Source organism: Streptomyces sp. NPDC090127 (genome assembly GCF_044746945.1).
GTDB lineage: Bacteria > Actinomycetota > Actinomycetes > Streptomycetales > Streptomycetaceae > Streptomyces.
Genome location: NZ_JBIVDE010000007.1, coordinates 321,564 through 345,233, shown reverse-complemented (window position 1 = coordinate 345,233; position 23,670 = coordinate 321,564). Strand labels below are relative to the sequence as shown.

Annotated in this window: 23 protein-coding genes; 2 read left to right on the top strand and 21 right to left on the bottom strand. The window is 71.5% G+C overall.

The window, feature by feature from the left end; all coding sequences use genetic code 11:
- Nucleotides 1–2 precede the first annotated feature (2 nt).
- Entirely contained in the window at nucleotides 3–1,028 is a 1,026-nt protein-coding gene (locus ACIPPS_RS26225) for an aspartate carbamoyltransferase catalytic subunit (RefSeq protein WP_401436610.1), read from the bottom strand.
- Nucleotides 1,029–1,139: 111 nt separating this feature from the next.
- A complete protein-coding gene (gene pyrR, locus ACIPPS_RS26220) occupies nucleotides 1,140–1,703 on the bottom strand; it encodes a bifunctional pyr operon transcriptional regulator/uracil phosphoribosyltransferase PyrR (protein WP_401436607.1) in 564 nt (187 codons plus the stop codon).
- A 254-nt stretch (nucleotides 1,704–1,957) separates the two neighbouring features.
- Between pyrR and bldD the strand changes: the two genes are divergently transcribed.
- Nucleotides 1,958–2,458: a transcriptional regulator BldD gene (bldD, locus tag ACIPPS_RS26215; RefSeq protein ID WP_030214967.1), complete on the top strand. Its 501-nt coding sequence runs from the start codon at nucleotides 1,958–1,960 to the stop codon at nucleotides 2,456–2,458.
- 155 nt (nucleotides 2,459–2,613) lie between these two features.
- On the opposite strand, the gene nusB is transcribed toward bldD, so the two are convergent.
- The 14 genes from nusB to ACIPPS_RS26145 all read right to left on the bottom strand — a co-directional run bounded on the left by nusB (nucleotide 2,614) and on the right by ACIPPS_RS26145 (nucleotide 16,108).
- Complete coding sequence (nusB, locus tag ACIPPS_RS26210; protein WP_401436605.1) at nucleotides 2,614–3,045, bottom strand: transcription antitermination factor NusB; 432 nt, start codon at nucleotides 3,043–3,045, stop codon at nucleotides 2,614–2,616.
- A gap of 2 nt (nucleotides 3,046–3,047) precedes the next feature.
- Nucleotides 3,048–3,614: an elongation factor P gene (efp, locus tag ACIPPS_RS26205; RefSeq protein WP_401436602.1), complete on the bottom strand. Its 567-nt coding sequence runs from the start codon at nucleotides 3,612–3,614 to the stop codon at nucleotides 3,048–3,050.
- A 49-nt stretch (nucleotides 3,615–3,663) separates the two neighbouring features.
- Nucleotides 3,664–4,770 carry an aminopeptidase P family protein gene (locus tag ACIPPS_RS26200; protein ID WP_401436599.1) on the bottom strand — a complete coding sequence of 369 codons (1,107 nt, stop codon included), beginning with the start codon at nucleotides 4,768–4,770 and terminating at the stop codon, nucleotides 3,664–3,666.
- A gap of 109 nt (nucleotides 4,771–4,879) precedes the next feature.
- Nucleotides 4,880–5,797 carry an AAA family ATPase gene (locus ACIPPS_RS26195; RefSeq protein ID WP_401436597.1) on the bottom strand — a complete coding sequence of 306 codons (918 nt, stop codon included), beginning with the start codon at nucleotides 5,795–5,797 and terminating at the stop codon, nucleotides 4,880–4,882.
- 220 nt (nucleotides 5,798–6,017) lie between these two features.
- On the bottom strand, nucleotides 6,018–6,455 hold the full coding sequence (gene aroQ, locus ACIPPS_RS26190; protein WP_393500242.1) for a type II 3-dehydroquinate dehydratase: 438 nt from the start codon (nucleotides 6,453–6,455) through the stop codon (nucleotides 6,018–6,020).
- A gap of 5 nt (nucleotides 6,456–6,460) precedes the next feature.
- The gene (gene aroB / locus ACIPPS_RS26185; RefSeq protein ID WP_401436595.1) at nucleotides 6,461–7,555 is read right to left on the bottom strand and encodes a 3-dehydroquinate synthase; all 1,095 of its coding nucleotides are present in this window, start codon (nucleotides 7,553–7,555) and stop codon (nucleotides 6,461–6,463) included.
- Nucleotides 7,552–8,037 carry a shikimate kinase gene (locus tag ACIPPS_RS26180; RefSeq protein ID WP_401436854.1) on the bottom strand — a complete coding sequence of 162 codons (486 nt, stop codon included), beginning with the start codon at nucleotides 8,035–8,037 and terminating at the stop codon, nucleotides 7,552–7,554. Before ACIPPS_RS26180 ends, aroB begins: the two co-directional genes overlap by 4 nt.
- Before the next feature lie 29 nt (nucleotides 8,038–8,066).
- Entirely contained in the window at nucleotides 8,067–9,251 is a 1,185-nt protein-coding gene (gene aroC / locus ACIPPS_RS26175) for a chorismate synthase (RefSeq protein ID WP_401436592.1), read from the bottom strand.
- 194 nt (nucleotides 9,252–9,445) lie between these two features.
- Nucleotides 9,446–10,273 (bottom strand): shikimate dehydrogenase, encoded by an 828-nt coding sequence (locus tag ACIPPS_RS26170; RefSeq protein WP_401436589.1) that lies wholly within the window; start codon nucleotides 10,271–10,273, stop codon nucleotides 9,446–9,448.
- Nucleotides 10,273–12,072, bottom strand: a complete 1,800-nt coding sequence (mltG, locus tag ACIPPS_RS26165; protein WP_401436586.1) for an endolytic transglycosylase MltG — start codon at nucleotides 12,070–12,072, stop codon at nucleotides 10,273–10,275. The genes ACIPPS_RS26170 and mltG overlap by 1 nt, the downstream gene beginning before the upstream one ends.
- A gap of 101 nt (nucleotides 12,073–12,173) precedes the next feature.
- Entirely contained in the window at nucleotides 12,174–12,638 is a 465-nt protein-coding gene (gene ruvX / locus ACIPPS_RS26160; RefSeq protein WP_401436852.1) for a Holliday junction resolvase RuvX, read from the bottom strand.
- Nucleotides 12,639–12,640: 2 nt separating this feature from the next.
- Nucleotides 12,641–15,310: an alanine--tRNA ligase gene (gene alaS, locus ACIPPS_RS26155; RefSeq protein ID WP_401436583.1), complete on the bottom strand. Its 2,670-nt coding sequence runs from the start codon at nucleotides 15,308–15,310 to the stop codon at nucleotides 12,641–12,643.
- On the bottom strand, nucleotides 15,310–15,666 hold the full coding sequence (locus ACIPPS_RS26150; RefSeq protein ID WP_401436581.1) for a DUF6167 family protein: 357 nt from the start codon (nucleotides 15,664–15,666) through the stop codon (nucleotides 15,310–15,312). The genes alaS and ACIPPS_RS26150 overlap by 1 nt, the downstream gene beginning before the upstream one ends.
- 7 nt (nucleotides 15,667–15,673) lie before the next feature.
- Nucleotides 15,674–16,108 carry a DUF948 domain-containing protein gene (locus ACIPPS_RS26145; RefSeq protein ID WP_401436578.1) on the bottom strand — a complete coding sequence of 145 codons (435 nt, stop codon included), beginning with the start codon at nucleotides 16,106–16,108 and terminating at the stop codon, nucleotides 15,674–15,676.
- Nucleotides 16,109–16,277: 169 nt separating this feature from the next.
- Here ACIPPS_RS26145 and ACIPPS_RS26140 point away from each other — a divergent pair, with 169 nt between their 5' ends.
- Nucleotides 16,278–18,443 (top strand): ATP-binding protein, encoded by a 2,166-nt coding sequence (locus ACIPPS_RS26140; protein ID WP_401436575.1) that lies wholly within the window; start codon nucleotides 16,278–16,280, stop codon nucleotides 18,441–18,443.
- A 53-nt stretch (nucleotides 18,444–18,496) separates the two neighbouring features.
- On the opposite strand, the gene rpsD is transcribed toward ACIPPS_RS26140, so the two are convergent.
- The 5 genes from rpsD to ACIPPS_RS26115 form a co-directional block, all read right to left on the bottom strand.
- Nucleotides 18,497–19,111, bottom strand: a complete 615-nt coding sequence (gene rpsD, locus ACIPPS_RS26135; RefSeq protein WP_401436572.1) for a 30S ribosomal protein S4 — start codon at nucleotides 19,109–19,111, stop codon at nucleotides 18,497–18,499.
- Between the two features lie 355 nt (nucleotides 19,112–19,466).
- A complete protein-coding gene (locus ACIPPS_RS26130) occupies nucleotides 19,467–20,819 on the bottom strand; it encodes a replication-associated recombination protein A (protein ID WP_401436850.1) in 1,353 nt (450 codons plus the stop codon).
- 82 nt (nucleotides 20,820–20,901) lie between these two features.
- Complete coding sequence (locus tag ACIPPS_RS26125; RefSeq protein WP_401436570.1) at nucleotides 20,902–21,513, bottom strand: vitamin K epoxide reductase family protein; 612 nt, start codon at nucleotides 21,511–21,513, stop codon at nucleotides 20,902–20,904.
- A 133-nt stretch (nucleotides 21,514–21,646) separates the two neighbouring features.
- Nucleotides 21,647–22,909: a histidine--tRNA ligase gene (gene hisS / locus ACIPPS_RS26120; RefSeq protein ID WP_401436567.1), complete on the bottom strand. Its 1,263-nt coding sequence runs from the start codon at nucleotides 22,907–22,909 to the stop codon at nucleotides 21,647–21,649.
- A 10-nt stretch (nucleotides 22,910–22,919) separates the two neighbouring features.
- A complete protein-coding gene (locus ACIPPS_RS26115) occupies nucleotides 22,920–23,627 on the bottom strand; it encodes an MBL fold metallo-hydrolase (RefSeq protein ID WP_401436565.1) in 708 nt (235 codons plus the stop codon).
- Nucleotides 23,628–23,670 lie beyond the last annotated feature (43 nt).

Here is a 23,670-nt window from a genome sequence, read left to right as displayed (position 1 = left end):
GGTTACTTGCTCTCCTCGGTGGCAGAGGTGCGCGCGGGGCGCTCGTCTGCGGGGTTGCGGTGGGCGACGGGCGGGGCGACGGCGGGCTCGTTGCCGCCCAGCAGCAGGTACAGCACGGCCATCCGGACGGAGACGCCGTTGGCGACCTGCTCGACGACCGTGCAGCGGTCGGAGTCGGCGACCTCGGCGGTGATCTCCATGCCGCGCACCATCGGGCCGGGGTGCATCACGATGGCGTGCTCGGGCATCCGCGCCATCCGCTCGCCGTCGAGCCCGTACCGGCGCGAGTACTCGCGCTCGGTCGGGAAGAAGGCCGCGTTCATCCGCTCGCGCTGCACACGCAGCATCATGACCGCGTCCGACTTCGGCAGCACGCTGTCGAGGTCGTAGCTGACGTCGCAGGGCCAGGTCTCGACGCCGACGGGGACGAGGGTCGGCGGGGCCACCAGGGTGACCTCGGCGCCGAGGGTGTGCAGCAGGTCGACGTTGGAGCGGGCGACGCGGCTGTGCAGGACGTCGCCGACGAGCGTGATGCGCTTGCCCGCGAGGTCCTGGCCGAGGCCGGCGTCGCGGCCGACGAGCCGGCGGCGCATGGTGAAGGCGTCCAGCAGGGCCTGGGTGGGGTGCTGGTGGGTGCCGTCGCCGGCGTTGATGACGGGGGCGTCGATCCAGCCGGAGGTGGCGAGCCGGTACGGGGCGCCGGAGGCGCCGTGGCGGATGACGACGGCGTCGACGCCCATCGCCTCCAGGGTCTGGGCGGTGTCCTTGAGCGACTCGCCCTTGGAGACGCTGGAGCCCTTGGCCGCGAAGTTGATCACGTCGGCGGAGAGGCGCTTCTCGGCGGCCTCGAAGGAGATCCGGGTGCGGGTGGAGTCCTCGAAGAAGAGGTTGCAGATGGTCCGGCCGCGCAGGGTGGGCAGCTTCTTGATCGGACGGTCGGCCACCCGGGCCATCTCCTCGGCGGTGTCGAGGATGAGGACGGCGTCGTCGCGGGTGAGGTCGGCGGCCGAGATGAGGTGACGCATCATCGGGGGTGTGCTCCGTGGTCGGGAGGTGTGGGGCCTGGGGGTGTCCCCGGGGGCCCGTCGGGTCGCGGGCACGCAGGGGTGTGCCCTGGACCCGTCGGGATGCCGGACCGGCTAGTCGGTGGCCTTGCCACCGAGCAGCACGGTGTCGCGACCGTCCTCCTCGGCGAGCTGCACCTTGACCGTCTCGCGCAGCGACGTGGGGAGGTTCTTGCCGACGTAGTCCGCGCGGATCGGCAGCTCGCGGTGGCCGCGGTCGACGAGGACCGCGAGCTGCACGGCGCGCGGGCGGCCGATGTCGCCGAGCGCGTCGAGCGCGGCGCGGATGGTGCGGCCGGAGAAGAGCACGTCGTCGACCAGGACGACCAGGCGGCCGTCGACGCCGTCGGCGGGGATCTCGGTGCGGCCGAGGGCGCGGGCCGGCTTCATCCGCAGGTCGTCGCGGTACATGGTGATGTCGAGGGAGCCGACCGGGATCTTGCGGCCGGTGATCTCGGCGAGCTTGTCGGCCAGCCGGCGGGCGAGGAAGACGCCGCGCGTCGGGATGCCGAGGAGGACCACGTCGTCGGCGCCCTTGGCGCGCTCGACGATCTCGTGGGCGATGCGGGTCAGGACCCGCGCGATGTCGGGGCCCTCGAGAACCGGGCGTGCCGCATCGGAGTGCTGCTGTGTGTCCATATGAAACGGACCTCCTTCTCCGCCTCACGGGACGGTTCTTAAAGGACGTCGGATTTGCGCCATCGACTCTACCAGGGGCGGGCGACTCCCCTGCTCACCACCCCGGCGCCACTCCGGGCGCCGTCCCCCGAGAGGGGGCGGTATGGACCATTCGGCTTGACGGGGGAGAGTAACGCTGCGTAACCTCACAGTGAGTTACCAGCCACGCGGCGGAGCCGCACGTTGTCTACAGCGTCCAGCGTCCGGGGAGCTATATGTCCAGCGAATACGCAAAGCAGCTCGGGGCCAAGCTCCGTGCCATCCGCACCCAGCAGGGCCTTTCCCTCCACGGTGTGGAAGAGAAGTCCCAGGGCCGCTGGAAGGCCGTCGTGGTCGGCTCGTACGAGCGCGGTGACCGCGCCGTGACGGTGCAGCGCCTCGCCGAGCTGGCGGACTTCTACGGCGTCCCGGTGCAGGAGCTCCTGCCCGGCACGACCCCGGGCGGGGCCGCCGAGCCGCCGCCGAAGCTCGTCCTCGACCTGGAGCGCCTGGCGCACGTCCCGCAGGAGAAGGCGGGCCCCCTCCAGCGCTACGCGGCGACGATCCAGTCGCAGCGCGGCGACTACAACGGCAAGGTGCTGTCGATCCGCCAGGACGACCTGCGCACGCTCGCCGTCATCTACGACCAGTCGCCCTCGGTCCTGACCGAGCAGCTGATCAGCTGGGGCGTCCTGGACGCCGACGCGCGCCGCGCGGTCGCGCACGAGGACAGCTGAACCAGAACCCAGCAGAAACGTTGCCGCCGGGGCGGGACGGTCTTCGGACCGTCCCGCCTCGGCCGTTTCCGGCCCTCCAGGGGGTGCCTGGAGACGCCGAAGGGGCCCACGGCACAGAATGTGCTGCGGGCCCCTTCGGCGTGTCTGCGGGCCGCTCAGGCGTCCCGGCGCAGGCGCGGCTTCAGGTCCTTGAAGCGGGCCAGCAGGCCGTTGACGAAGGTCGGCGACTCGTCCGTGGAGAACTCCTTGGCGAGCTGCACGGCCTCGTCGATCGCCACGGCGTCCGGGGTCTCGTCCAGCCAGATCAGTTCGTACGCGCCGAGGCGCACGATGTTCCGGTCGGCGACCGGCATCCGGTCCAGGTCCCAGTCCACCGCGTAGGTCGCGATGAGCTCGTCGATGCGGTCCACGTGGTCCGCGTACCCCTCGACCAGCTGCATCGTGAACTCGCTGACCGCCGGCTGGCGGTCGTCGGACCGGGCGTGCCGGACCCAGTCCGCGAGGACCTGCTGCACGGAGGCGCCGCGCTGGTCGGCCTCGAAGAGGATCTGGAAGGCGCGCTTACGGGCGTTGCTGCGGGCAGCCACGGTTAGCTGTTCACCCGGCCGAGGTAGTCGCTCGTGCGGGTGTCGACCTTGATCTTCTCACCGGTGGTGATGAAGAGCGGGACCTGGATCTCGTGACCGGTCTCCAGCTTCGCCGGCTTGGTGCCGCCGGTGGAGCGGTCGCCCTGGACGCCCGGGTCGGTGTGCTCGATGGTCAGCTCGACGGCGGCCGGGAGCTCGACGTAGAGCACCGAGCCCTCGTGCTGCGCGACCGAGGCGGTGAAGCCCTCGATCAGGAAGTTGGCGGCGTCGCCGACGGCCTTGCGCTCGACCATCAGCTGGTCGTAGGTCTGCATGTCCATGAAGACGAAGTAGTCGCCGTCCATGTACGAGAACTGCATGTCGCGGCGGTCGATGGTGGCCGTCTCGACCTTCGTGCCAGCGTTGAAGGTCTTGTCGACGACCTTGCCGGACATCACGCTCTTCAGCTTGGTGCGCACGAAGGCCGGGCCCTTGCCGGGCTTGACGTGCTGGAACTCGACGACGGACCAGAGCTGGCCGCCTTCGAGCTTGAGCACCATGCCGTTCTTGAGGTCGTTCGTGGAAGCCACGGTTGCGGAATCTCCTGGACTGACGTGGGACCAGGGAGGCGTACGCGCCTTACAGCGCGAGCAGCTCCTTGGTCGTAATGGTGAGTAGCTCGGGTCCGCCGTCCGCCTCCTGGCGCACGACGAGCGTGTCATCGATCCGGACCCCGCCCCGGCCCGGGAGGTGGACCCCCGGTTCGACGGTGACCGGCACACAAGCGTCCAGTTTACCCATGGCCGCGGGTGCGAGCTGCGGGTCCTCGTCGATTTCGAGGCCCACACCGTGCCCGGTGGCCGGCGGAACGGCCTCGCCGTGGCCCGCCGCGTCGAGGATCTGGCGGGCGGCGCGGTCCACGTCGCGGTACTCGGCGCCGGGCACGAGCGCCTCCCGGCCGGCCCGCTGAGCGGCGAAGACGACGTCGTACAGCTCGATCTGCCAGTCCGCCGGGGTGGTCCCGATGACGAACGTACGGCCGATCTCGCACCGGTAGCCGCGGTAGCTGGCGCCCAGACAGACGGAGAGGAAATCTCCCTCCTCGACCCGGCGGTCCGAGGGCTTGTGGCCGACGCGGCCGGAGTTCGGGCCGGTGCCGACGGAGGTGGGGAACGCGGCGCCGTCCGCGCCGTGGTCGACGAGCCGGCGCTCCAGCTCCAGGGCGAGGTGCCGCTCGGTCCGGCCCACCAGGATGGACTCCAGGAGCTCCCCCAGGGCCTGGTCGGCGATCTCGGCGGCGATCCGCAGGCAGGCGATCTCGTCCTCGTCCTTGACGATCCTCAGCTGCTCGACGGCGCCGCCGAGGTCGGCGAGGTGGAGCTGCGGCGCGACCGAGCCCATCGCGCGGTGCCGGGCCACGGTCAGATGGTGCTCCTCGACGGCGAGGGCCTCCGCACCCGCCTTGCGGGCGAAGCCGACGGCGGCGACCGCGGGATCCCCGCCGGCCGCGGGCAGCACCGCCTGCCGGAGCAGTTCGTCGAGCCGCCCGTCGGCCGGGTCCGCGCCGGGCGCGGTGGGACAGAGCAGCACGTCCTCGGCCGGCCCGATCAGGAGGACCGCGCCGGCGGGCGAACCGCCCGCGAGATAGCGGACGTTGGCGGGGCGGGAGACCAGGGCCGCCGTACTGCCGGCCGCCGCGCACCGGTCACGCAGCCTCGCTCGGCGGTCCGCAAACACCTCTGACATGTTCCGAGCCTACGAGGGGCCGGGCGTCCTGGCCTGCTCAGCACGGCCGACCGGGCCACCGGCGGCCCCTTCCGGCCACGACGGCCTCGGGTCGCCGCCGCTCACGTCCTCACCACGCGGGCGGGCTCGCCAGCGAACGGGCCAGCACCTCGTCGAGGACGCGGGCGGTGGTCTCGACGTCGTACGTCGAGTTGTCGATGATCGGCAGCCCGGAGCCGTACCAGCCGGCCATCCGGCCGTGGATGGAGGCGACCTCCTCGTCCGAGAGCCGCCGGTTCCCGCTGCGTTCGGCGTTCCGCTCCAGGACGATCTCCAGACCCGGCAGCAGAACGACCGGAAGCAGCCCCGGGCCCACATGACGCTTCCAGCCGCCGAGGCCGACGACGGGACGGTCGGGGAAGACGGCGTCGTCGAGGATGCAGGAGATGCCGTTGGCCAGGAAGTTGCGGGCCGCGAAGCCGCAGGTGCGGCGGGCGAGGCGATACTGCGCCTCGGAGTGCTCGTTCCATCCCGACTGGGGGTCGGCGAAGCCGGAGCAGACCCATTCGCGGACGTCGTCCAGGCTGATGTGCGCCGTGGGCACGCGGCGGCGCGCGGCCCAGTGGCGTGCGACGGTCGTCTTGCCCGCGCCCGCGGGGCCGATCAGCAGCACGGCCAGTGTCGCCGCGCCGGTGCCGGGCTCGGCCTGCGGTGGCGTGGGGATCGCGACGGGCGGCAGCGGCACGTGTCCGGTGGTGTCCTGCGGCGCGGGCACGGACGGGCCGGGGTGCCCGGGTATCCCCGGACCGCCCCAGCCGGGGGCGGGCGGCGAGGAGTACGGAGCGGCCGCGCCGGGGTCCGGCGGGGCGACCGGGGGCGCGCCCGGCGGGCCGGGGTGCGAGGGGGAATGAGGGTGCGGGTGCGGGTGCGGCGCCTGGTGGCCGCCCTGCGCCATGGGTGGCGCGGGGGGTACGGGAGGTCGGCCGGCGGCGGGCGTCCAGCCCGAGGGGTCGGGCGGCGGCAACGGAGCCCCCATCGCGTGCTGCATCCGGTGCCACTCCGTCTCGTACGGCCGATACTTCCGGGTACGTTACCGCCCCCGGCCCCCGCAGGGGGAACGGCCGGGGGCGGTCGGGAGTGCCCCTGCGGGGCACGGTGTCCGGATGTCGTCCGTGGGCTCGGACGTCGGCAGTCGGCTCCGGACGTCGTCCGAGGGCTCCGGGCGTCGTTCGAGGGCTCCGGGCGTCGTTCGTGGGCTCCGGGCGTCGTCAGTCGGCGAGTTCCTCGGCGAGCGCCCGCAGGGCGAGCCGGTAGGAGCCGATGCCGAAGCCCGCCACGGTCCCGGTCGCCACGGCGGCGACGACGGAGGTGTGCCGGAACTCCTCCCGGGTGTACGGGTTCGAGATGTGCACCTCGATCAGCGGGGCGGTCCGCTGGGCGGCCGCGTCGCGCATCCCGTAGGAGTAGTGGGTGAACGCGCCGGGGTTCATGACGACCGGCACCGATCCGTCGGCCGCCTCGTGCAGCCAGCGGATCATCTCGCCCTCGTCGTTGGTCTCCCTGACCTCGACGTCGAAGCCGAGCTCCTCGCCGAGGCTCCGGCAGGACTCCACCAGGCCCTTGTACGACGTGGCGCCGTAGATGTCGGGCTCGCGGGAGCCGAGGCGGCCGAGGTTCGGGCCGTTCAGGACGAGGACGTGGCGCAGATCGCTCACGCGGACACCTCGCCGTAGGCGGCGACGAGGACGGCGGGGTCGGGGCCTTCGAGGACGGTGGGCTTGCCGAGACCGTCCAGGACGATGAAGCGGAGCAGGTCGCCCCGCGACTTCTTGTCGACCTTCATGGTCTCCAGCAGCTTGGGCCACTGGTCGCCCCGGTAGGTCAGCGGCAGACCGACCGACTCCAGAACCGTGCGGTGCCGGTCGGCGGTCGCGTCGTCGAGGCGGCCGGCCAGCCGGCCCAGTTCGGCGGCGAAGACCATGCCGACGGAGACGGCGGCGCCGTGCCGCCACTTGTACCGCTCGTTCTTCTCGATGGCGTGCGCCAGGGTGTGGCCGTAGTTCAGGATCTCCCGGCGGCCCGACTCCTTCAGGTCACCGGAGACGACCTCGGCCTTGACCCGGATCGAGCGCACCAGCAGCTCCGCGGTGTGCGGACCGGCCGGCGTACGGGCGGCCTGCGGGTCGGCCTCGATCAGGTCCAGGATCACCGGGTCGACGATGAAGCCGGCCTTGATGATCTCGGCGAGACCGCTGACGTAGTCGTGGACCGGCAGCGAGTCCAGCGCCGCGAGGTCGCACAGCACCCCGGCGGGCGGATGGAAGGCGCCGACGAGGTTCTTGCCCTCGGCGGTGTTGATCCCGGTCTTCCCACCGACGGCCGCGTCGACCATGGCGAGGACCGTGGTCGGTACGGCGATCCAGCGGACGCCGCGCAGCCAGGTCGCGGCCACGAACCCGGCCAGGTCGGTGGTCGCGCCCCCGCCCACGCCGACGATGACGTCGGTGCGGGTGAAGCCGGTCTGGCCGAGCGCCTTCCAGCAGTACGCGGCGACCTCGACGGTCTTGGCCTCCTCGGCGTTCGGCACCTGGATGGCGACGGCCTCGAAGCCCTGCTCGGCGAGGTCGGCCCGCAGCGCCTCCCCGGTCTCCGCGAGCGCCTCGGGGTGGATCACGGCGACGCGCTTGGCCCTGGTCCCGATCAGGGTCGGCAGCTCACCCAGCAGCTGCCGCCCGACCAGTACCTCGTACGGATCCGTGCCCGCCGAACCGCCGACCTGGATTCGGGTCACTTCCTGGTCCGTCATACGTCCTTCTTCAACTCCAGAGCGTCGAGGACCGCGTCGGCGACCTCTTCGGGCGTGCGCCCCTCGGTGGCCACGACCACCCGTGCGACTTCGGTGTAGAGGTGGCGGCGCGCTTCCATCATCTCGCGCCACTGGCGGCGCGGGTTGACGGCGAGCAGCGGCCGCGCGGTGTTTAGGCCGACGCGTCGCACGGCCTCTTCGACATCCATCGAGAGGTAGGCGACGGGCAGCCCGGCGAGCAGTTCGCGGGTGCCCGCGTCGAGGATCGCGCCGCCGCCGAGCGCGAGGACGCCCTCGTGCTCGGCGACCGCGGTCCGAACGGCGTCCCGTTCGAGGGCGCGGAAGTGCTCCTCGCCGTCCTCGATGAAGATGTCGGAGATCTCGCGACCCTCGGCGGCGACGATGTCGGCGTCGGTGTCCCGGTAGGGCGCGCCGGCCAGCTCGGCCAGGAGCGCGCCCACCGTGGACTTGCCGGACCCCATCGGTCCGACGAGGACGACCAGAGGTCCGGTCACCGGATCTGGAGGTTGTCGAGGTAGGACCGGACGTTGCGGCGGGTCTCCGGGACGCTGTCGCCGCCGAACTTCTCGACCACGGCGTCCGCGAGGACGAGCGCGACCATGGCCTCGGCGACGATCCCGGCGGCCGGGACGGCGCAGACGTCGGAGCGCTGGTGGTGCGCCTGCGTCGCCTCGCCCGTGACGACGTCGACCGTGGCCAGCGCGCGCGGCACGGTCGCGATCGGCTTCATCGCGGCGCGGACGCGCAGCAGCTCACCGGTGGTCAGGCCGCCCTCCGTACCGCCCGAGCGGCCGGAGGTGCGCTTGATGCCGTCCTCGGTCCGCACGATCTCGTCGTGGGCCTGCGAGCCGGGGACCCGGGCGAGCTCGAAGCCGTCGCCGACCTCGACGCCCTTGATCGCCTGGATGCCCATCAGCGCGGCGGCCAGCCGCGCGTCGAGACGGCGGTCCCAGTGCACGTGCGAACCGAGCCCGACCGGGACGCCGTAGGCGAGGACCTCGACCACACCGCCCAGGGTGTCGCCGTCCTTGTGCGCCTGGTCGATCTCGGCGACCATCGCCTTCGACGCGTCCGCGTCCAGGCAGCGGACCGGGTCGGCGTCCAGGTACTCGACGTCGCCGGGCTTCGGGAGGACCCCGTAGGGCGCCTTGGCCGCGGCCAGCTCGACCACGTGGGAGACGATCTCGATGCCCGCGGCCTCCTTGAGGAAGGACCGGGCGACGGCGCCGAGGGCGACGCGGGCGGCGGTCTCCCGGGCGCTGGCGCGCTCCAGGATCGGCCGGGCCTCGTCGAAGCCGTATTTCTGCATGCCGGCGAGGTCGGCGTGACCGGGACGCGGCCGGGTCAGCGGCGCGTTACGACCGGTCTCCTTGAGCTCCGCGGGGTCGACGGGGTCGGCCGACATGACCTTCTCCCACTTCGGCCACTCCGTGTTGCCCACCATCACGGCGATCGGCGAGCCGAGCGAGAGCCCGTGCCGGACACCGCCCAGGAACGTCACCTCGTCCTGCTCGAACTTCATCCGCGCACCACGCCCATAGCCGAGGCGGCGCCGCGCAAGATGGTCCGCCACCAGCTCGGTGGTGACCGGAACGCCGGCGGGAAGCCCCTCCAGCGTCGCGACCAGCGCGGGTCCGTGGGACTCCCCAGCGGTCAGCCAACGCAACCTGCTCAACGATGCTCCTCATGCTCGCGCCTGGAACTGCTGCGGCGCGACCGGGTGCGCGGCCCTGGCCCGCCGCTACCGATCCTCCCACGTCCGGGGGCGGAACCTGGCCGTCGGTCCAACTGTCGGACGCGGACAATGTCAGATCGGGTGGGCCCGAGGTGTCTCGGCAGCGGTCCGGAGGTCTGCGCGAGGCCCGCCGTTCACGCGGTCGCGAGCGCCTTCTCGCCGGCCGCGCGCATCGCGGCCAGCGGCGCCCGGGCGACGCCCGTCATCTGCTCGACCTGGAGAACGGCCTGATGGACGAGGAGGTCGAGGCCGCCGAGGACGGCGCCGCCGCGCTGCGACCAGGCGGCGGCGAGCGGTGTCGGCCACGGGTGGTACAGCACGTCGAAGAGGGTGCCGGGGGCGTCGGGGACCGCCGCGGCGAGCGCGTCGGTGCTGCCGGCCGGGGTGGTCGCGATGACGAGAGGGGTGGTGAACGCCCGGTGCGCGTCCGCCCAGTCGGCGGTCCGTACGTCCACGCCGAGCCGATCGCCCCAGCCCCGCATCTCCTCGGCGCGCGCCTCGCTCCGTACGTAGGCGGTGACCGGGCCCGCGCAGATCCGCGCGAGCGCGGCGAGCGCGGAGGAGGCGGTGGCACCGGCGCCGAGGACCGCCGCCGACTCGACCTTCTCGACGCCCCGCTCGCGCAGGGCCGCGATCAGTCCGGGGATGTCGGTGTTGTCGCCGACCCGTCGGCCGTCCTCGGTGAGGACGACGGTGTTGACGGCCTCGACCGAGGCGGCCGTGCCGCTGATCTCGTCGAGCAGCGGGATGATCGCCCGCTTCAGCGGCATGGTCAGCGAGAGGCCGGCCCACGTGTCGTCGAGCCCGGCGACGAACGCGGGCAGCCCGGCCTCGTCGACCTCGAACCGGTCGTACGACCAGGTGTCGAGGCCGAGCGCCGCGTACGCAGCCCGGTGCAGGACCGGGGAGAGCGAGTGGGCGATGGGCGACCCGAGGACGGCCGCCCGGCGAGGGGTCCCCATCAGTTCTTCCTCGACTCGTTGAACTTCTCGACGAGCTTCTGGTGCTCGGCGTTGGTCTTCGTGAACTGCGACGTCTTGCCGTCCAGCGAGATGAAGTAGTACCAGCCGTCGCTGGTCGGGTCGACCACGCCCCTGAGCGCCTCGGCACCGGGGTTGCCGATCGGCCCGGGCGGCAGGCCCTTGTGGAAGTACGTGTTGTAGACGTTGTCGTACTTCCGCAGCTCTTCGAGCGTGAGGTCGATCTTGCTCTGGTTCTTGATGTAGTTGTACGTCGAGTCGAACTCGAGCTTGCCGTACGTCTGCGGGTTGTTGGTCTTGAGGCGGTTGTAGACGACCTCGGCCATCTTGCGGAAGTCGTCGTGCGAGGTGCCTTCGGCCTGGACGAGGCTGGCGATCGTGATCAGCTGCCAGGGGCTCTCGACACCGAGCTCCTTCGCCTTGGCCTCCAGCTCGAACTTGGCGTACTCCGCGTTCGAACGCGCGACCATCTTGCGCAGCACGTCCTCGGGCTTCTGCCCCTTGGCCACGGGATAGCTCGCCGGGAAGAGGAAGCCCTCCAGCGGGTCCTTGAGGTTGGAGTGGCCGGTCGCCCAGTCGGGCAGACCGAGGTTCTTGGCCTGGGCCTGGGCCACGCCCTGCGTCGTACCGGCCTTGAGCTCCAGCTTCTTGTCGATCTCCCCGTAGATCCAGACGTTCCGCCGGCCCTCGGGGATGACGAAGTTCGCCTGACTCGCCGGGCTGAGCATCAGGGCGACCGCGCTGTCCGCCGACATCTCCTTCTTCAGCGTGTAGACGCCGGCCTGGATCGACAGGCCCTTGGGGTGCTTGCCCTGCGCCGAGACGAAGGCGTCGACGCTCTTGACGACACCCGCCTTCTTCAGGATGTTGCCGATCTGGTAGCCGCCGGAGTCCTTCGGGATCTCCACGGTGACCGTGCCGCTGCCGTCACCCGCGTAGTCGGGCGACGCGCCGAACTGGCCCTGCCAGAACTGGTAGCCGAAGTAGCCGATGCCGCCCACGCCGCCCGCGAGGACGAGCGCCACGACGAGGCACGCCACGCCGTTCTTGCTCTTCTTCTTGCCCTTGCCGCCACGCCGGTCACGGCCGCCGCGCGACGAGCGCCGGTCGGCCGGTTCGTCGTCGTCGCCGTCGTCGGAGTCGTCCGCACCGGTGAAGAAGGGGTGCCGCTCCTCTTCCTCCGGCTCCGCCTCCCAGTCGGTGACGGGCTCCGGCGGCGCCTGCCGCCGGCCCGGGGGCTGCGGCGGCGGGTACGCGTCGGGGGTGCCGTAGAGGTCCGGGTCCTGGCCGCCGTACGGATCCGCGGGGGTGGTGCCGTACGGCATGGACGCCTGGCCGGTCTCCCAGCTGGGGTCGTACTGCTGTCCGGGATACCCGGGCGTGTCGTAGCCCTGGCCCGACCCGCCCTGCTGGTAGCCGCCGCCGTACGCCGCCGGATCGACGTACTGCTGCGGGTGCTGGGCGTGCTGCTGCTGACCCTGGTGACCCTGGACCTGCGGGTGCTGCTGGGTGTGCTGCTGGTACTGCGACTGCTGGTACTGAGGGTCCTGCTGGTACTGGGGGTCGTAACCCTGCGCCTGGCCCTGGCCGTGCCCGTACGCGGCCTGGCCGTACGGGTCCTGCCCGTAGCTCTGGTCCTGCTGCGCGTACTGCTGCTCCTGGTGGCCGTACTGCTGGTCCTGCTGCGGGTACTGCTGCTGACCTCCCCATCCCTGGTCCCCGTACAACGGGTCCGTGGGATGCCACGGTTCGGAGCCGGAGCCCCGGCCATACTCAGTCATCGATCCCCAACCAGCCGCGAGGCTTCCGGACGGTCCGCCTCTACGTTGTGCGGCAGCTGTTCGAACACCGCCGCATCGCGCGGAACGTTACCGTATCGCGATCAGATGACCACTTCGACGCCCTCACCGGGCGGATTACCTGATACCCGTTCGGACTCAAGAGCGTTCTGAAGGATGATCACAGCGGCGGCCTGGTCGATGACGGACCGCCCCTTCTTGGACTTCACGCCGGAGGCCCGCAGCCCCTGAGTGGCCGTCACCGTCGTCATCCGTTCGTCGACCAGCCGGACCGGCACCGGTGCGATGCCCTTGGCCAGCTCGCCCGCGAAGCGCCGGACCTTCACCGCGGCCGGGCCCTCGCCCCCGGAGAGGGAGCGCGGGAGGCCGACCACGACCTCGATCGGTTCGTACTCCTCGACGATCTGGCGCAGCCGCCGGTGGGCGGCCGGGACGTCACGTCCCGGCACGGTCTCCACCGGGGTGGCGAGGACCCCGTCGGGGTCGCACGAGGCGACCCCGATCCGGGCGTCCCCGACGTCGACCGCGAGTCGACGGCCGCGGCGCATCGTCACACCGTCTCCAGGACGACGCGCTCGACGGCGTCGATGGCCTCGCCCACGGCCTGGGGGTTCTGGCCGCCGCCCTGGGCGACGTCCGGCTTGCCGCCACCGCCGCCGCCGAGGGTCTTGGCGGCCGTGCGGACGAGGTCACCGGCCTTGAGCCCGCGCTCGCGGGCGGCCTCGTTGGTGGCGATGACCGTCAGCGGGCGCCCGTTGGCCGTGGTGAACAGGGCCACGACGGCGGGGCGGTCGGAGGAGATGCGGCCGCGCACGTCCAGGACGAGCTTGCGCAGGTCGTCGGCGGAGGTGCCGTCGGCCACCTGCCCGGTGACGAGCGCGACGCCACGGATGTCCTTGGCGGTGTCGACCAGCCCGGCGGCGGCCTGCAGCACCTTCTCGGCGCGGAACTTCTCGATCTCCTTCTCGGCGTCCTTCAGCTTGCCGAGCATGGAGGAGATCTTCTCCGGCAGCTCCTCGGGACGGCCCTTGACCAGCTCCTGGAGCTGGGCGACGACCGTGTGCTCCCGGGCGAGGAAGTTGTACGCGTCGACACCGACGAGGGCCTCGACCCGGCGCACGCCGCTGCCGATCGACGACTCGCCGAGCAGCTTCACCAGACCCAGCTGGGCGGTGTTGTGGACGTGCGTACCGCCGCACAGCTCCTTGGAGAAGTCGCCGATGGTGACGACGCGGACCTTCTCGCCGTACTTCTCGCCGAACTCGGCGATGGCGCCCTGGCGCTTGGCCTCGTCGATCGGCATGACCTCGGCGTGCACGTCGAGCTCGCGGGAGAGGACCTCGTTGATCTTCTGCTCGACGTCCGTGAGGACCGTGCCGGGCACCGCGTTGGGCGAGCCGAAGTCGAAGCGGAAGCGGCCGGGCGAGTTCTCCGAACCGGCCTGGGCGGCCGTCGGGCCGAGGGCGTCCCGCAGGGCCTGGTGGGTCAGGTGCGTGGCCGAGTGGGCGCGGGCGATGGCCCGGCGGCGGCGGACGTCGATGGCGGCGTAGGCGGTGGCGCCGACCGTCACCTCGCCGACCTGGACCGAACCCTTGTGCACGGAGACACCGGGGACCGGCTGCTGGACGTCGCGGATGTCGATGACGGCGCCGCTGTGCAGCTTGATCCGACCGTGGTCGGCGAGCTGGCCGCCGCCCTCGGCGTAGAAGGGGGTGCGGTCGAGGACGACCTCGACCTCGTCGCCCTCGGAGGCGGCCGGCGACGGCACACCGTTGACCAGCAGGCCGACGACGGTGGACTCGCCCTCGGTGTTGGTGTAGCCGGTGAACTCGGTGGCGCCGCTGCCGTCGGCGATCTCGCGGTAGGCGGCGACGTCGGCGTGGCCGGTCTTCTTGGCCTTCGCGTCGGCCTTGGCCTTGTCCCGCTGCTCCTGCATCAGGCGGCGGAAGCCGGCCTCGTCCACGGAGAGCCCCTGCTCGGCGGCGATCTCCAGGGTGAGGTCGATCGGGAAGCCCCAGGTGTCGTGGAGCAGGAACGCCTTGTCGCCGGGGAGCACGGTGGAGCCGGCGGCCTTCGTCTCGGTGACGGCGCCGTCCAGGACGTTCGAGCCGGCGTTGAGCGTCTTGAGGAAGCGGGCCTCCTCGGCGAGGGCGACGGTCTCGATCCGCTTGCGGTCGGTGACCAGCTCCGGGTACTGCTCGCCCATCGTGTCGATGACGACGTCGACGAGGTCCTTGACCACGACGCCGGTGGCGCCGAGCAGGCGCATGTTGCGGATGGCGCGGCGCATGATGCGGCGCAGCACATAGCCGCGGCCCTCGTTGCCCGGGGTGACGCCGTCGCCGATGAGCATCACGGACGTGCGCATGTGGTCGGCGACCACACGCAGCGAGACGTCGCTGTCGTGGGCCTTGCCGTAGGCGACGCCGGTGAGCGCGGTGGCCTTGTCGATGACGACCTGGAGGGTGTCGGTCTCGTACATGTTCTGTACGCCCTGCAGGATCATGGCGAGGCGCTCGAGACCGAGACCGGTGTCGATGTTCTTCGACGGCAGGTCGCCGAGGATCTCGAAGTCCTCCTTCGAGGTGCCCTCGCCCCGCTCGTACTGCATGAAGACCAGGTTCCAGATCTCCACGTACCGCTCGTCGTTGACGGCCGGGCCGCCCTCGACGCCGAACTCGGGGCCGCGGTCGTAGTTGATCTCGGAACACGGGCCGCAGGGGCCGGGGACGCCCATCGACCAGTAGTTGTCCTTCTTGCCGAGGCGCTGGATGCGCTCGGCGGGGACACCGACGACGTCGCGCCAGATCTGCTCGGCCTCGTCGTCCTCCTGGTAGACGGTGATCCAGAGCTTCTCCGGGTCGAGGCCGTAGCCGCCGTGCTCCACCGAGGAGGTCAGCAGCTCCCAGGCCAGCTTGATGGCGCCTTCCTTGAAGTAGTCGCCGAAGGAGAAGTTGCCGCACATCTGGAAGAACGTGCCGTGGCGGGTGGTCTTGCCGACCTCTTCGATGTCCGGGGTACGCACGCACTTCTGCACGCTGGAGGCGCGCGGGAACGGCGGCTTCACCTCGCCGAGGAAGTACGGCTTGAAGGGAACCATGCCGGCGGGGACCAGAAGCAGAGTCGGGTCGTCCGCGATGAGCGACGCCGAAGGCACGACGGTGTGCCCGCGCTCCTCGAAGAAGCTCAGCCAGCGGCGGCGGATTTCAGCCGACTCCATCAGTGGTCCTCATTCCGGTTGTACGAGATCGTGCGGTACGGATACGTGGTCGTGGGGTGCTGGGCAGTCGCGTCGAGCCCTGCCCTGCGGCGCGGCCCCGGGAGTTCGCGGTCGGCTGAGGCGTCCACGGAGGCCTCCAGGCCGAGCGCCTCACCGAGTTCGGCCTCGCGCTGGACCATGCCCGACCTGACGTCCAGGGCGAAGTCCTTGAGCCGGTGGCCGGTCTCGATCGCCTTGTTCGCCGCCTGCGCGGCGAGGCTCTCCGGGGTCAGCTGCTTGAGCTTCCGGTTGACCTTGGTGGTGGCCCACACGCCGGCTGCGGCGCCTGCGGTGAACCAGAACGTACGGCGGAACATCGGCGGCTCAGCCTTTCTGCTTCCGGCGCCGCGCGGACGGCACGGTGCGACCGACGACGGTACGGCGGGCGGGGGCGGGCGCCGACGGCGCCTGGTCCCTGCCGCGGCCGAGGGCCTTGCGCACTCCGTAGCCGAAGGCCGCGACCTTGACGAGCGGTCCACCGAAGGTCGAGGCGACCGTGGTGGAGAGCGCGGAGGCGTTGGAGGTGACCTCCTGGACGTCCGAGGCGATGGCGTCGACCCGGTCCAGCTGGGTCTGCGCCGCGCGCACGGTGGCGGAGGCGTCACTGAGCAACGGGACTGCCTGTTCGGTCACGTCCGCCACCAGCTTGGTGGTCGCTCTGAGCGTCTGTGCCAGCCTCACCAGAACCACCGCGAGGAAGGAGACGAGAATCGCCCAGAACACGGCCACCAGAATCCCGGCAACCTCTCCACCGGTCACTCCGCACCGCTCTCTGCTGTCGTTGGGCCCTTGCCAAAAGTCGTCCTCCGACCCTATCGCGCCCGGGCTCTTTCCCCGTACCGCATTCGCCGTCGCGACGCGGCTCCCCGCCGGGATTCGCCCCGGCGGATTGTACGGAGCGCGCGCGGGTGGGTACGCTCCGTGTCCCATGCGAAGGAGCAATCTCCCGGCCGAGCTGAACCGGTTCGTCGGACGGACCTCGGAGCAGCGGGAACTGGCCCGGCTCCTGGGCGAATCCCGCCTGGTCACGGTCGTCGGGATGGGCGGCGTGGGCAAGTCACGGCTCGCCCTGCGGGCCGCGTCCGCCGCGGAGAAACGCTACGCCGACGGCGCGTGGCTGGCCGACTTCTCGGTGCTGCGCGACCCCGAACTCGTGGCCCTCGCGCTGGCCGAGGCGCTGGGGCTGACCGATCACTCGCTGCGGCCGCCGGAAGAGACGCTGATCGACCATCTGTCCGAGCGGCGGACCCTGCTCGTGGTGGACGGCTTCGAGCAGCTCGTCGAGGAGTGCGCCCCGCTGCTGCGACAGCTCCTCGAGCGCTGCCCCGGGCTCACCGTGCTCGCGGTGGGGCGGCGCCCGCTACGCGTGGCCGGGGAGACGGTGTTCGCGCTGGCGCCGATGGGCGCGGACGACGCCGAGCGGCTGTTCCTGGCGAGGGCGGCGGCGGCCGGCGCGCCCGGGAGCGACCCGGACGCTCCGGGACCCGCCTTCGACCCGGCGGCCGTGCGGGAGTTGTGCCGGCGGCTCGACGGGATTCCGCTGGCCCTGGAGCTGGCGGCCGCCCGGATGCCGCTGCTCACCGTGGAGCAGGTTCTGCACCGGCTCGACGACCGGTTCCGGCTCCTCGCGAACGGGGCGCGGGGCACGCTCCCCCGGCACCAGACGCTGCGGACGGCGATCGGCTGGAGCCATGAACTGTGCACGCCGGAGGAGCGGCTGCTCTGGGCGCGGCTCTCGGTCTTCGCCGGGCCGTTCGACCTGGAGGCGGTGGAGTACGTCTGCGCCGGCCGGGAGCTGCCGCCGGAGCGGGTCCTGGACGTGCTGGATGGCCTGCTCGCCCAGTCGCTCGTCGTACGGGAGGTCACGCCCGCCGGACCGAGATTTCGGATATTGGACACCGTATCCGTTTATGGGGCGGAGTGGCTGGCCGCGCTCGGGGACGCCGAGCGCATGCGCCGCCGCCATCGCGACTGGTACATGGGCCTGGCCACCTGGTGCGAGCTGGAGTGGTTCAGCCCCCGCCAGGCCGAGGTCGCGGTCTGCGTGGACGCGGCCCTGCCGAATCTGCGGGCGGCGCTCGAACTCTGCCTGGAGGAGCCGGACGAGGCGCATCTGGCGCAGCAGCTGGCGGGGACGCTCTGGTTCGCCTGGGTGGGCTGCGGGCGGCTGGCCGAGGGTCGGCACTGGCTGGACCGGGCCCTCGCGTCCGGCCCGGTCCACCCCGACCACACCGACCACACCTCCGCCCGGCTCAAGGCGCTGTGGGTCCTCGGCTATGTGGCGATCCTGCAGGGCGACGGCACGGCCGGGGTGGCGGCGCTGCACGAGTGCGGGAAGCGCGCCCGCGCGACCGGCAACGCCCTGGCGCAGGCGTACGCGACGCATCGGATGGGCTGCCTGGCGCTGCTCTCGGACGACATGCCGCGCGCGGAGGAGCTGATCGACCGCGCCCTGGTGGCGTACCGGGAGCTCGGCGAGCTGAACAGCAACGTGCTGATGGCCCAGGTCGAGCTGGCGATGGCCCGGGGCTTCCTGGGCGATCTGGAGGGCGCGGTCGCGCTCTGCGTCGACGTGCGCGAGATCTGCGAGGAGCGCGGCGAACGCTGGACCCGGGCGTACGCGCTCTACGTGCTGGCCTACGCGGCCTGGGCCAGGGGCGATCACCCGGAGGCGCGGGCCCTGCTGACCGAGTGCGTGACGATCAACCACACCTTCCACGATCTCGTGGGTCTGGTGCTGGCGATCGAGCTGCTCGCACTGGTGACGGCGAGCGAGGGCGATCCCTCGGAGGCGGCCGTCCTGCAGGGTGCGGCGCTGCCCGTGTGGGACGTGGTGGGCCTGCAGCTGTTCGGCTCGGGACACTTCAACGGGCCGCGGGCGCTCTGTGCGCGGGAGGCGGGCGAGCTGCTGGGTGCGGAGCGTTACGGGGCGTCGGTGCGGGAGGGCCAGGGGCTCTCGCTGGACGCGGCGGTGGACCGGGCGCTCAGCGTGCGTCGGCATCCGGCCGCCCGCGTGAGTGGCTCCCCGGCGCCGCGCCCGTTCCGTACGAAGGCCCCGGAGAACGCGGAAGCCCGCCGGCTCCCCCACTGGTAGGAGCGGGGAAGCGGCGGGCTGAACACCGCGGGGGTGGTACTACGGCGCCTGGATCAGCGGGCGTAGTACTCGACGACCAGCTGCTCGTCGCAGATGACCGGGATTTCCTTGCGGTTCGGGTCGCGGTCGAGGCGGAAGGCCAGGGCCTTCAGGTTGACCTGCAGGTAGCGCGGGGTCTCACCGTCGGGGGCGAAGCCACCCTCGCGGGCGACCTGGAACAGCGCCTTGTCGCGGGAGCGCTCGCGGACCATCACGACGTCGTCGGGACGGACACGGAACGACGGCTTGTCGACCTTGCCACCGTTGACCTGGATGTGACCGTGCACGACCATCTGGCGGGCCTGGTAGATGGTGCGGGCGATGCCCGAACGCAGGACCAGGGCGTCGAGGCGACGCTCGAGCTCGACGACCAGCGCCTCGCCCGTCTTGCCCTCGGCCTTCTTGGCGCGGTCGTAGGCGCGCGCCATCTGGCGCTCGCTGATGTCGTACTGCGCACGCAGACGCTGCTTCTCGAGCAGACGGACCTTGTAGTCCGAGTTCTGCTTGCGGCCACGGCCGTGCTCGCCCGGCGGGTAGGGGCGGGCCTCGAAGTACTTGACGGCCTTCGGCGTCAGCGCGATACCGAGCGCACGCGACTTCTTGACCTTGGGACGGGACTGGTTCGGCATGAACCAACCTCTCTATCTGTACGTATACGGCTTCACCAGGGTTAGAGGAGGTCGCATCCGCAGCCGGGGAAACCCGAACAGTCATCAAGGACCTGTCGGGCAGCCGCTCCCTGGTCTGGGCACATACGTGCAGCACGCGAACGGCCCATCGCCTGGTCCCGGGGGTCCGGGGAGGTGATGGGTTGCCCGCGACACCTTCGAAGGTGCGCGACACTCCTGGAGATCCCGCCTGAGGCGGGGCTCCGGCTGCATGTCCCGTTCTGGTGGCGCCGGCCTAAGCCGGACACGGGACGCAGCACTCCGCACGAGTGTACCGGGTCGAACGGGGGGTCCGTGCACGCGCCCGGTCCTGCCGTCAGCCGTCGCCGCGCAGCCGCTCCCGCACCTTCTCCACTACGTCCGCGTACCGCGCCTCGGCGCCGTAGCGGGTCGGTTCGTAGTAGCGCCTGCCGTGGACCTCGTCCGGGGCGTACTGCTGGGCCGCGATGCCGCCCGGGACGTCGTGCGGATAGACGTACCCCTGGGCGTGGCCGAGCTTGGCCGCGCCCTTGTAGTGGCCGTCGCGCAGATGCGGTGGGACCTGGCCCGCCAGACCGTTCCGCACGTCGGCCTGGGCGGCGGAGATCGCGAGGGTCGCCGCGTTCGACTTGGGGGCGAGGGCCAGGGCGATCGTGGCGTGGCTCAGGGTCAGCGCGGCCTCGGGGAAGCCGATCATCGCGACGGCCTGGGCGGCCGCCACGGCCGTCGGCAGGGCGGTCGGGTCGGCGAGGCCGATGTCCTCGCTCGCGGAGATCATCAGACGGCGGGCGATGAACCGGGGGTCCTCCCCCGCCTCGATCATCCGGGCCAGATAGTGCAGCGCCGCGTCCACGTCGGAGCCCCGGATGGACTTGATGAGCGCGCTGGCGACGTCGTAGTGCTGGTCGCCGGCCCGGTCGTACTTCACCGCCGCGCGGTCGACCGTCTCCTCCACCGTCGAGAGGGTGATCTCCGGCTCGCCCTTGGCGATGGCCGCGCCCGCCGCCGCCTCCAGCGCGGTGAGCGCCCGCCGGGCGTCGCCGCCGGCGATCCGCAGCAGATGGGCCTCGGCGTCCTCGGGCAGCGTGACCGCGCCGCCGAGACCCCGCTCCTCGGTGAGGGCCCGCTCCAGCAGGTTCCGCAGGTCGTCGTCGGTGAGCGGTTCGAGCGTGAGCAGGAGGGAGCGGGAGAGCAGCGGGGAGATGATCGAGAAGTACGGGTTCTCCGTCGTGGCCGCGATCAGCGTCACCCAGCGATTCTCCACCGCGGGGAGCAGGGAGTCCTGCTGGGCCTTGGAGAAGCGGTGGATCTCGTCCAGGAAGAGGACGGTCTCCTTGCCGAAGCCGCCGGCCGCGCGCCGTGCGCCCTCGATGACGGCACGGACCTCCTTGACGCCCGCCGTGATCGCGGAGAGCTCCACGAAGCGCTTGTTGGTCGCCTTGGAGACGACGTACGCCAGGGTGGTCTTGCCGATGCCGGGCGGACCCCAGAGGATCACGGACGAGGAGCCCGCCGGGCCCCCGCCGCCCTCGCCGACGAGCCGACGCAGCGGCGATCCCGGCTTGAGCAGGTGCTGCTGGCCGAGGACCTCGTCCAGGGTGCGCGGACGCATCCGTACGGCCAGGGGGCTGCTGGACGGGTCCTTCTCCTGGCGTTCTTCGGCGGCTGCGGTAAAGAGGTCGGGCTCCACAGTCATGAAGCCTAAGTCAGAGCACTGACAGCGCCGTCCACGCCCGCCCTCGCCCGCGCCCCCGGCGCGGCCGCCCGGGCCGTCAGCTGGTCCAGAAGTCCCACCAGCGCGTCAGGATCAGCATGCCGATGATCCCGATGTGCAGCACGGGCAGCACCCAGGTGAACTCGTCGAAGAAGGTCCGCAGGCCGCGCGGGGCGGGGATGACGCCGCTGCGGACGTTGTGCGAGGTCACGTACCAGAACATGAGGATGGTGGCGACCCAGGCGAGGCAGCACCAGAGACAGAGCGCGTTGATCTCGTACAGCGACTGCTGCATGAGCCAGGTGCAGAAGCCGACGCCGAACAGCGTGCCGGCGTTCAGGCCGAGCCAGTACCAGCGGCGGTAGCGGGCGCCCGCGAGGAGGGCCACGCCGATCGCGATCACCATCGCGTACGTCACGAGGCCGAGCATGGGGTTCGGGAAGCCGAAGACCGACGCCTGGTCGCTCTTCATGATGTTGCCGCAGGAGACGACGGGGTTGAGGCTGCACCCGGGGGTGAAGTTCGGGTCTTCCAGCAGCTTGAACTTGTCGATCGTGATCACCCAGGCGGCGAGCAGTCCCGCGGCGCCGGTGATCACGAGCAGCCAGGCGAGGGCGCGGCTCGCGCCGATCGTGTCGCGCGCCGGCTCGTCAACCGCGGTGTTCGTCATATCCCCGATCCATCACTTCGCTCGCCTGATTCCGGGCACGGTCATTGTGCCGCACACGGGCCGCCGCCCACCGTTCGGTGGAGATAAGGAAGGGCCCCGGCGGGTGCGCCGGGGCCCTTCCTGGACGAGCCGATCAGGCCAGCTTGGCCCGGACGGTGTCGACCAGCGCGTCCAGGGCCACCGGCTCCTGCTCGCCGGCCTGCATGTCCTTGAGCTGGACGACGCCCTCGGCGAGGTCACGCTCGCCGGCGACGATCGCGAAGCGGGCGCCGGACCGGTTGGCGTCCTTCATCGAGCCCTTCAGGCCCTTGCCGCCGAAGGAGAAGTCCGCCGCGATGCCGGCCTTGCGCAGCTCGGTGACCTTGCCGAAGAGGACCCGGCGGGCCTCCTCGCCGAGGGCCACCGCGAAGACGCTGGTGGTCGCCGGGATGTCGAGCTCGACGCCCTCCGCCTCCAGGGCCAGCACCGTGCGGTCCACACCGAGCGCCCAGCCGACGGACGGCAGCGCCGGGCCACCGATCATCTCGGAGAGGCCGTCGTAGCGCCCGCCGCCGCCGACCGCGGACTGCGAGCCCAGGCCGTCGTGGACGAACTCGAAGGTCGTGCGCGTGTAGTAGTCCAGGCCGCGCACCAGCTTGGCGTCGTCCTCGAAGACCACGCCCGCCGCGGTGATCAGCGCGCGCACCTCCTCGTGGTACGCCGTGCACGCGTCGCACAGGTAGTCCCGCAGCAGCGGGGCGCCGACGAGCTGCTTCTGCACGGCCTCGCGCTTGTCGTCGAGGACGCGCAGCGGGTTGATCTCGGCCCGGCGGAGCGTGTCCTCGTCCAGGTCGAGGCCGCGCAGGAAGGTCTGCAGCGCCTCGCGGTAGACGGGACGGCACTCCTTGTCGCCCAGCGAGTTCAGCAGGATGCGGAAGTTCCGCAGGCCGAGCGAGCGGTACGCCTGGTCGGCCAGGATGATCAGTTCGGCGTCGAGCGCCGGGTCCTCGGCGCCGATGGCCTCGGCACCGACCTGCGAGAAGTGGCGGTAGCGGCCCTTCTGCGGGCGCTCGTAGCGGTAGTACGAGCCGGAGTACCAGAGCTTGACGGGCAGGTTGCCCTGCTTGTGCAGGCTGGCCTCCAGGGCCGCGCGCAGCACGGAGGCGGTGCCCTCGGGACGCAGGGCGAGCTTGTCGCCGCCCTTGGTCTCGAAGGCGTACATCTCCTTGGTGACGATGTCGGTGGACTCGCCGACTCCGCGCGCGAAGAGGTTGACGTCCTCGAAGCCGGGGGTCTCGACGTAGCCGTAGCCCGACGTCCGCAGGGGTCCGGAGATGGCGTCCCGGACCGCCAGGTACGTCGCGGAGTACGGCGGGATCAGGTCGTACGTGCCCTTGGGGGCCTTGAAGGTGCTCACTGCGTTCTCGTCACATTCCTCGTCGGGGAGCCTTCGTGCTCCCGAGGCCGGCCGCCACGTCCCGCAGGTAGGGGTTGGTGGCGCGCTCCTGGCCGATGGTCGTCTGGGGACCGTGCCCCGACAGCACCACGGTCGAGTTGTCGAGCGGCAGGCATACGCGAGCCAGCGATTCGAGCATCTCGTCCATGTCACCGCCGGGCAGGTCGGTGCGTCCGATGGAGCCGGCGAACAGCAGGTCGCCCGAGAAGAACACGGAGGGGATCTCCGGGTTCGCGGGCATCCGGAAGGTCACCGACCCCTTGGTATGGCCGGGCGCGTGGGCGACGGAGAACTCGAGTCCGGCGAGCTCCAGCTTCGCGCCGTCGGAGAGCTCGTGCACGTCGTCCGGCTCGCCCACGGTCAGCTCGCCCATGAGCGGCATCCCGATGGAGCGGCCGAGGGCCTTCTCCGGGTCGCTCATCATGTACCGGTCGGCGGGATGGATCCACGCGGGTACGTCATGGGCGCCGCAGACCGGGACGACGGAGGCGACGTGGTCGATGTGGCCATGGGTGAGGACCACCGCGACGGGCTTGAGCCGATGCTTCTTCAGCGTCTCCTCGACTCCCTGGGCCGCCTGGTGGCCCGGGTCGATGATCACGCACTCCTCGCCTGCGGCGGGGGCGACCAGATAGCAGTTGGTCCCCCAGGCCCCGGCGGGGAACCCGGCAATCAGCACGATCGTCCTTAATTGTCGTCCGGCACGGAGTGCGGCGGAGCGG

Coding starts and splice junctions, on each gene's coding strand:
- ACIPPS_RS26225 (WP_401436610.1), bottom strand. CDS start 1,028: ATGATGCGTCACCTCATCTCGGCCGCCGACCTCACCCGCGACGACGCC.
- pyrR (WP_401436607.1), bottom strand. CDS start 1,703: ATGGACACACAGCAGCACTCCGATGCGGCACGCCCGGTTCTCGAGGGC.
- bldD (WP_030214967.1), top strand. CDS start 1,958: ATGTCCAGCGAATACGCAAAGCAGCTCGGGGCCAAGCTCCGTGCCATC.
- ACIPPS_RS26200 (WP_401436599.1), bottom strand. CDS start 4,770: ATGTCAGAGGTGTTTGCGGACCGCCGAGCGAGGCTGCGTGACCGGTGC.
- ACIPPS_RS26195 (WP_401436597.1), bottom strand. CDS start 5,797: ATGCAGCACGCGATGGGGGCTCCGTTGCCGCCGCCCGACCCCTCGGGC.
- aroB (WP_401436595.1), bottom strand. CDS start 7,555: ATGACGGACCAGGAAGTGACCCGAATCCAGGTCGGCGGTTCGGCGGGC.
- ACIPPS_RS26180 (WP_401436854.1), bottom strand. CDS start 8,037: ATGGGGTCCGGCAAGTCCACGGTGGGCGCGCTCCTGGCCGAGCTGGCC.
- ACIPPS_RS26170 (WP_401436589.1), bottom strand. CDS start 10,273: ATGGGGACCCCTCGCCGGGCGGCCGTCCTCGGGTCGCCCATCGCCCAC.
- mltG (WP_401436586.1), bottom strand. CDS start 12,072: ATGACTGAGTATGGCCGGGGCTCCGGCTCCGAACCGTGGCATCCCACG.
- ruvX (WP_401436852.1), bottom strand. CDS start 12,638: ATGCGCCGCGGCCGTCGACTCGCGGTCGACGTCGGGGACGCCCGGATC.
- alaS (WP_401436583.1), bottom strand. CDS start 15,310: ATGGAGTCGGCTGAAATCCGCCGCCGCTGGCTGAGCTTCTTCGAGGAG.
- ACIPPS_RS26150 (WP_401436581.1), bottom strand. CDS start 15,666: ATGTTCCGCCGTACGTTCTGGTTCACCGCAGGCGCCGCAGCCGGCGTG.
- ACIPPS_RS26140 (WP_401436575.1), top strand. CDS start 16,278: ATGCGAAGGAGCAATCTCCCGGCCGAGCTGAACCGGTTCGTCGGACGG.
- rpsD (WP_401436572.1), bottom strand. CDS start 19,111: ATGCCGAACCAGTCCCGTCCCAAGGTCAAGAAGTCGCGTGCGCTCGGT.
- ACIPPS_RS26125 (WP_401436570.1), bottom strand. CDS start 21,513: ATGACGAACACCGCGGTTGACGAGCCGGCGCGCGACACGATCGGCGCG.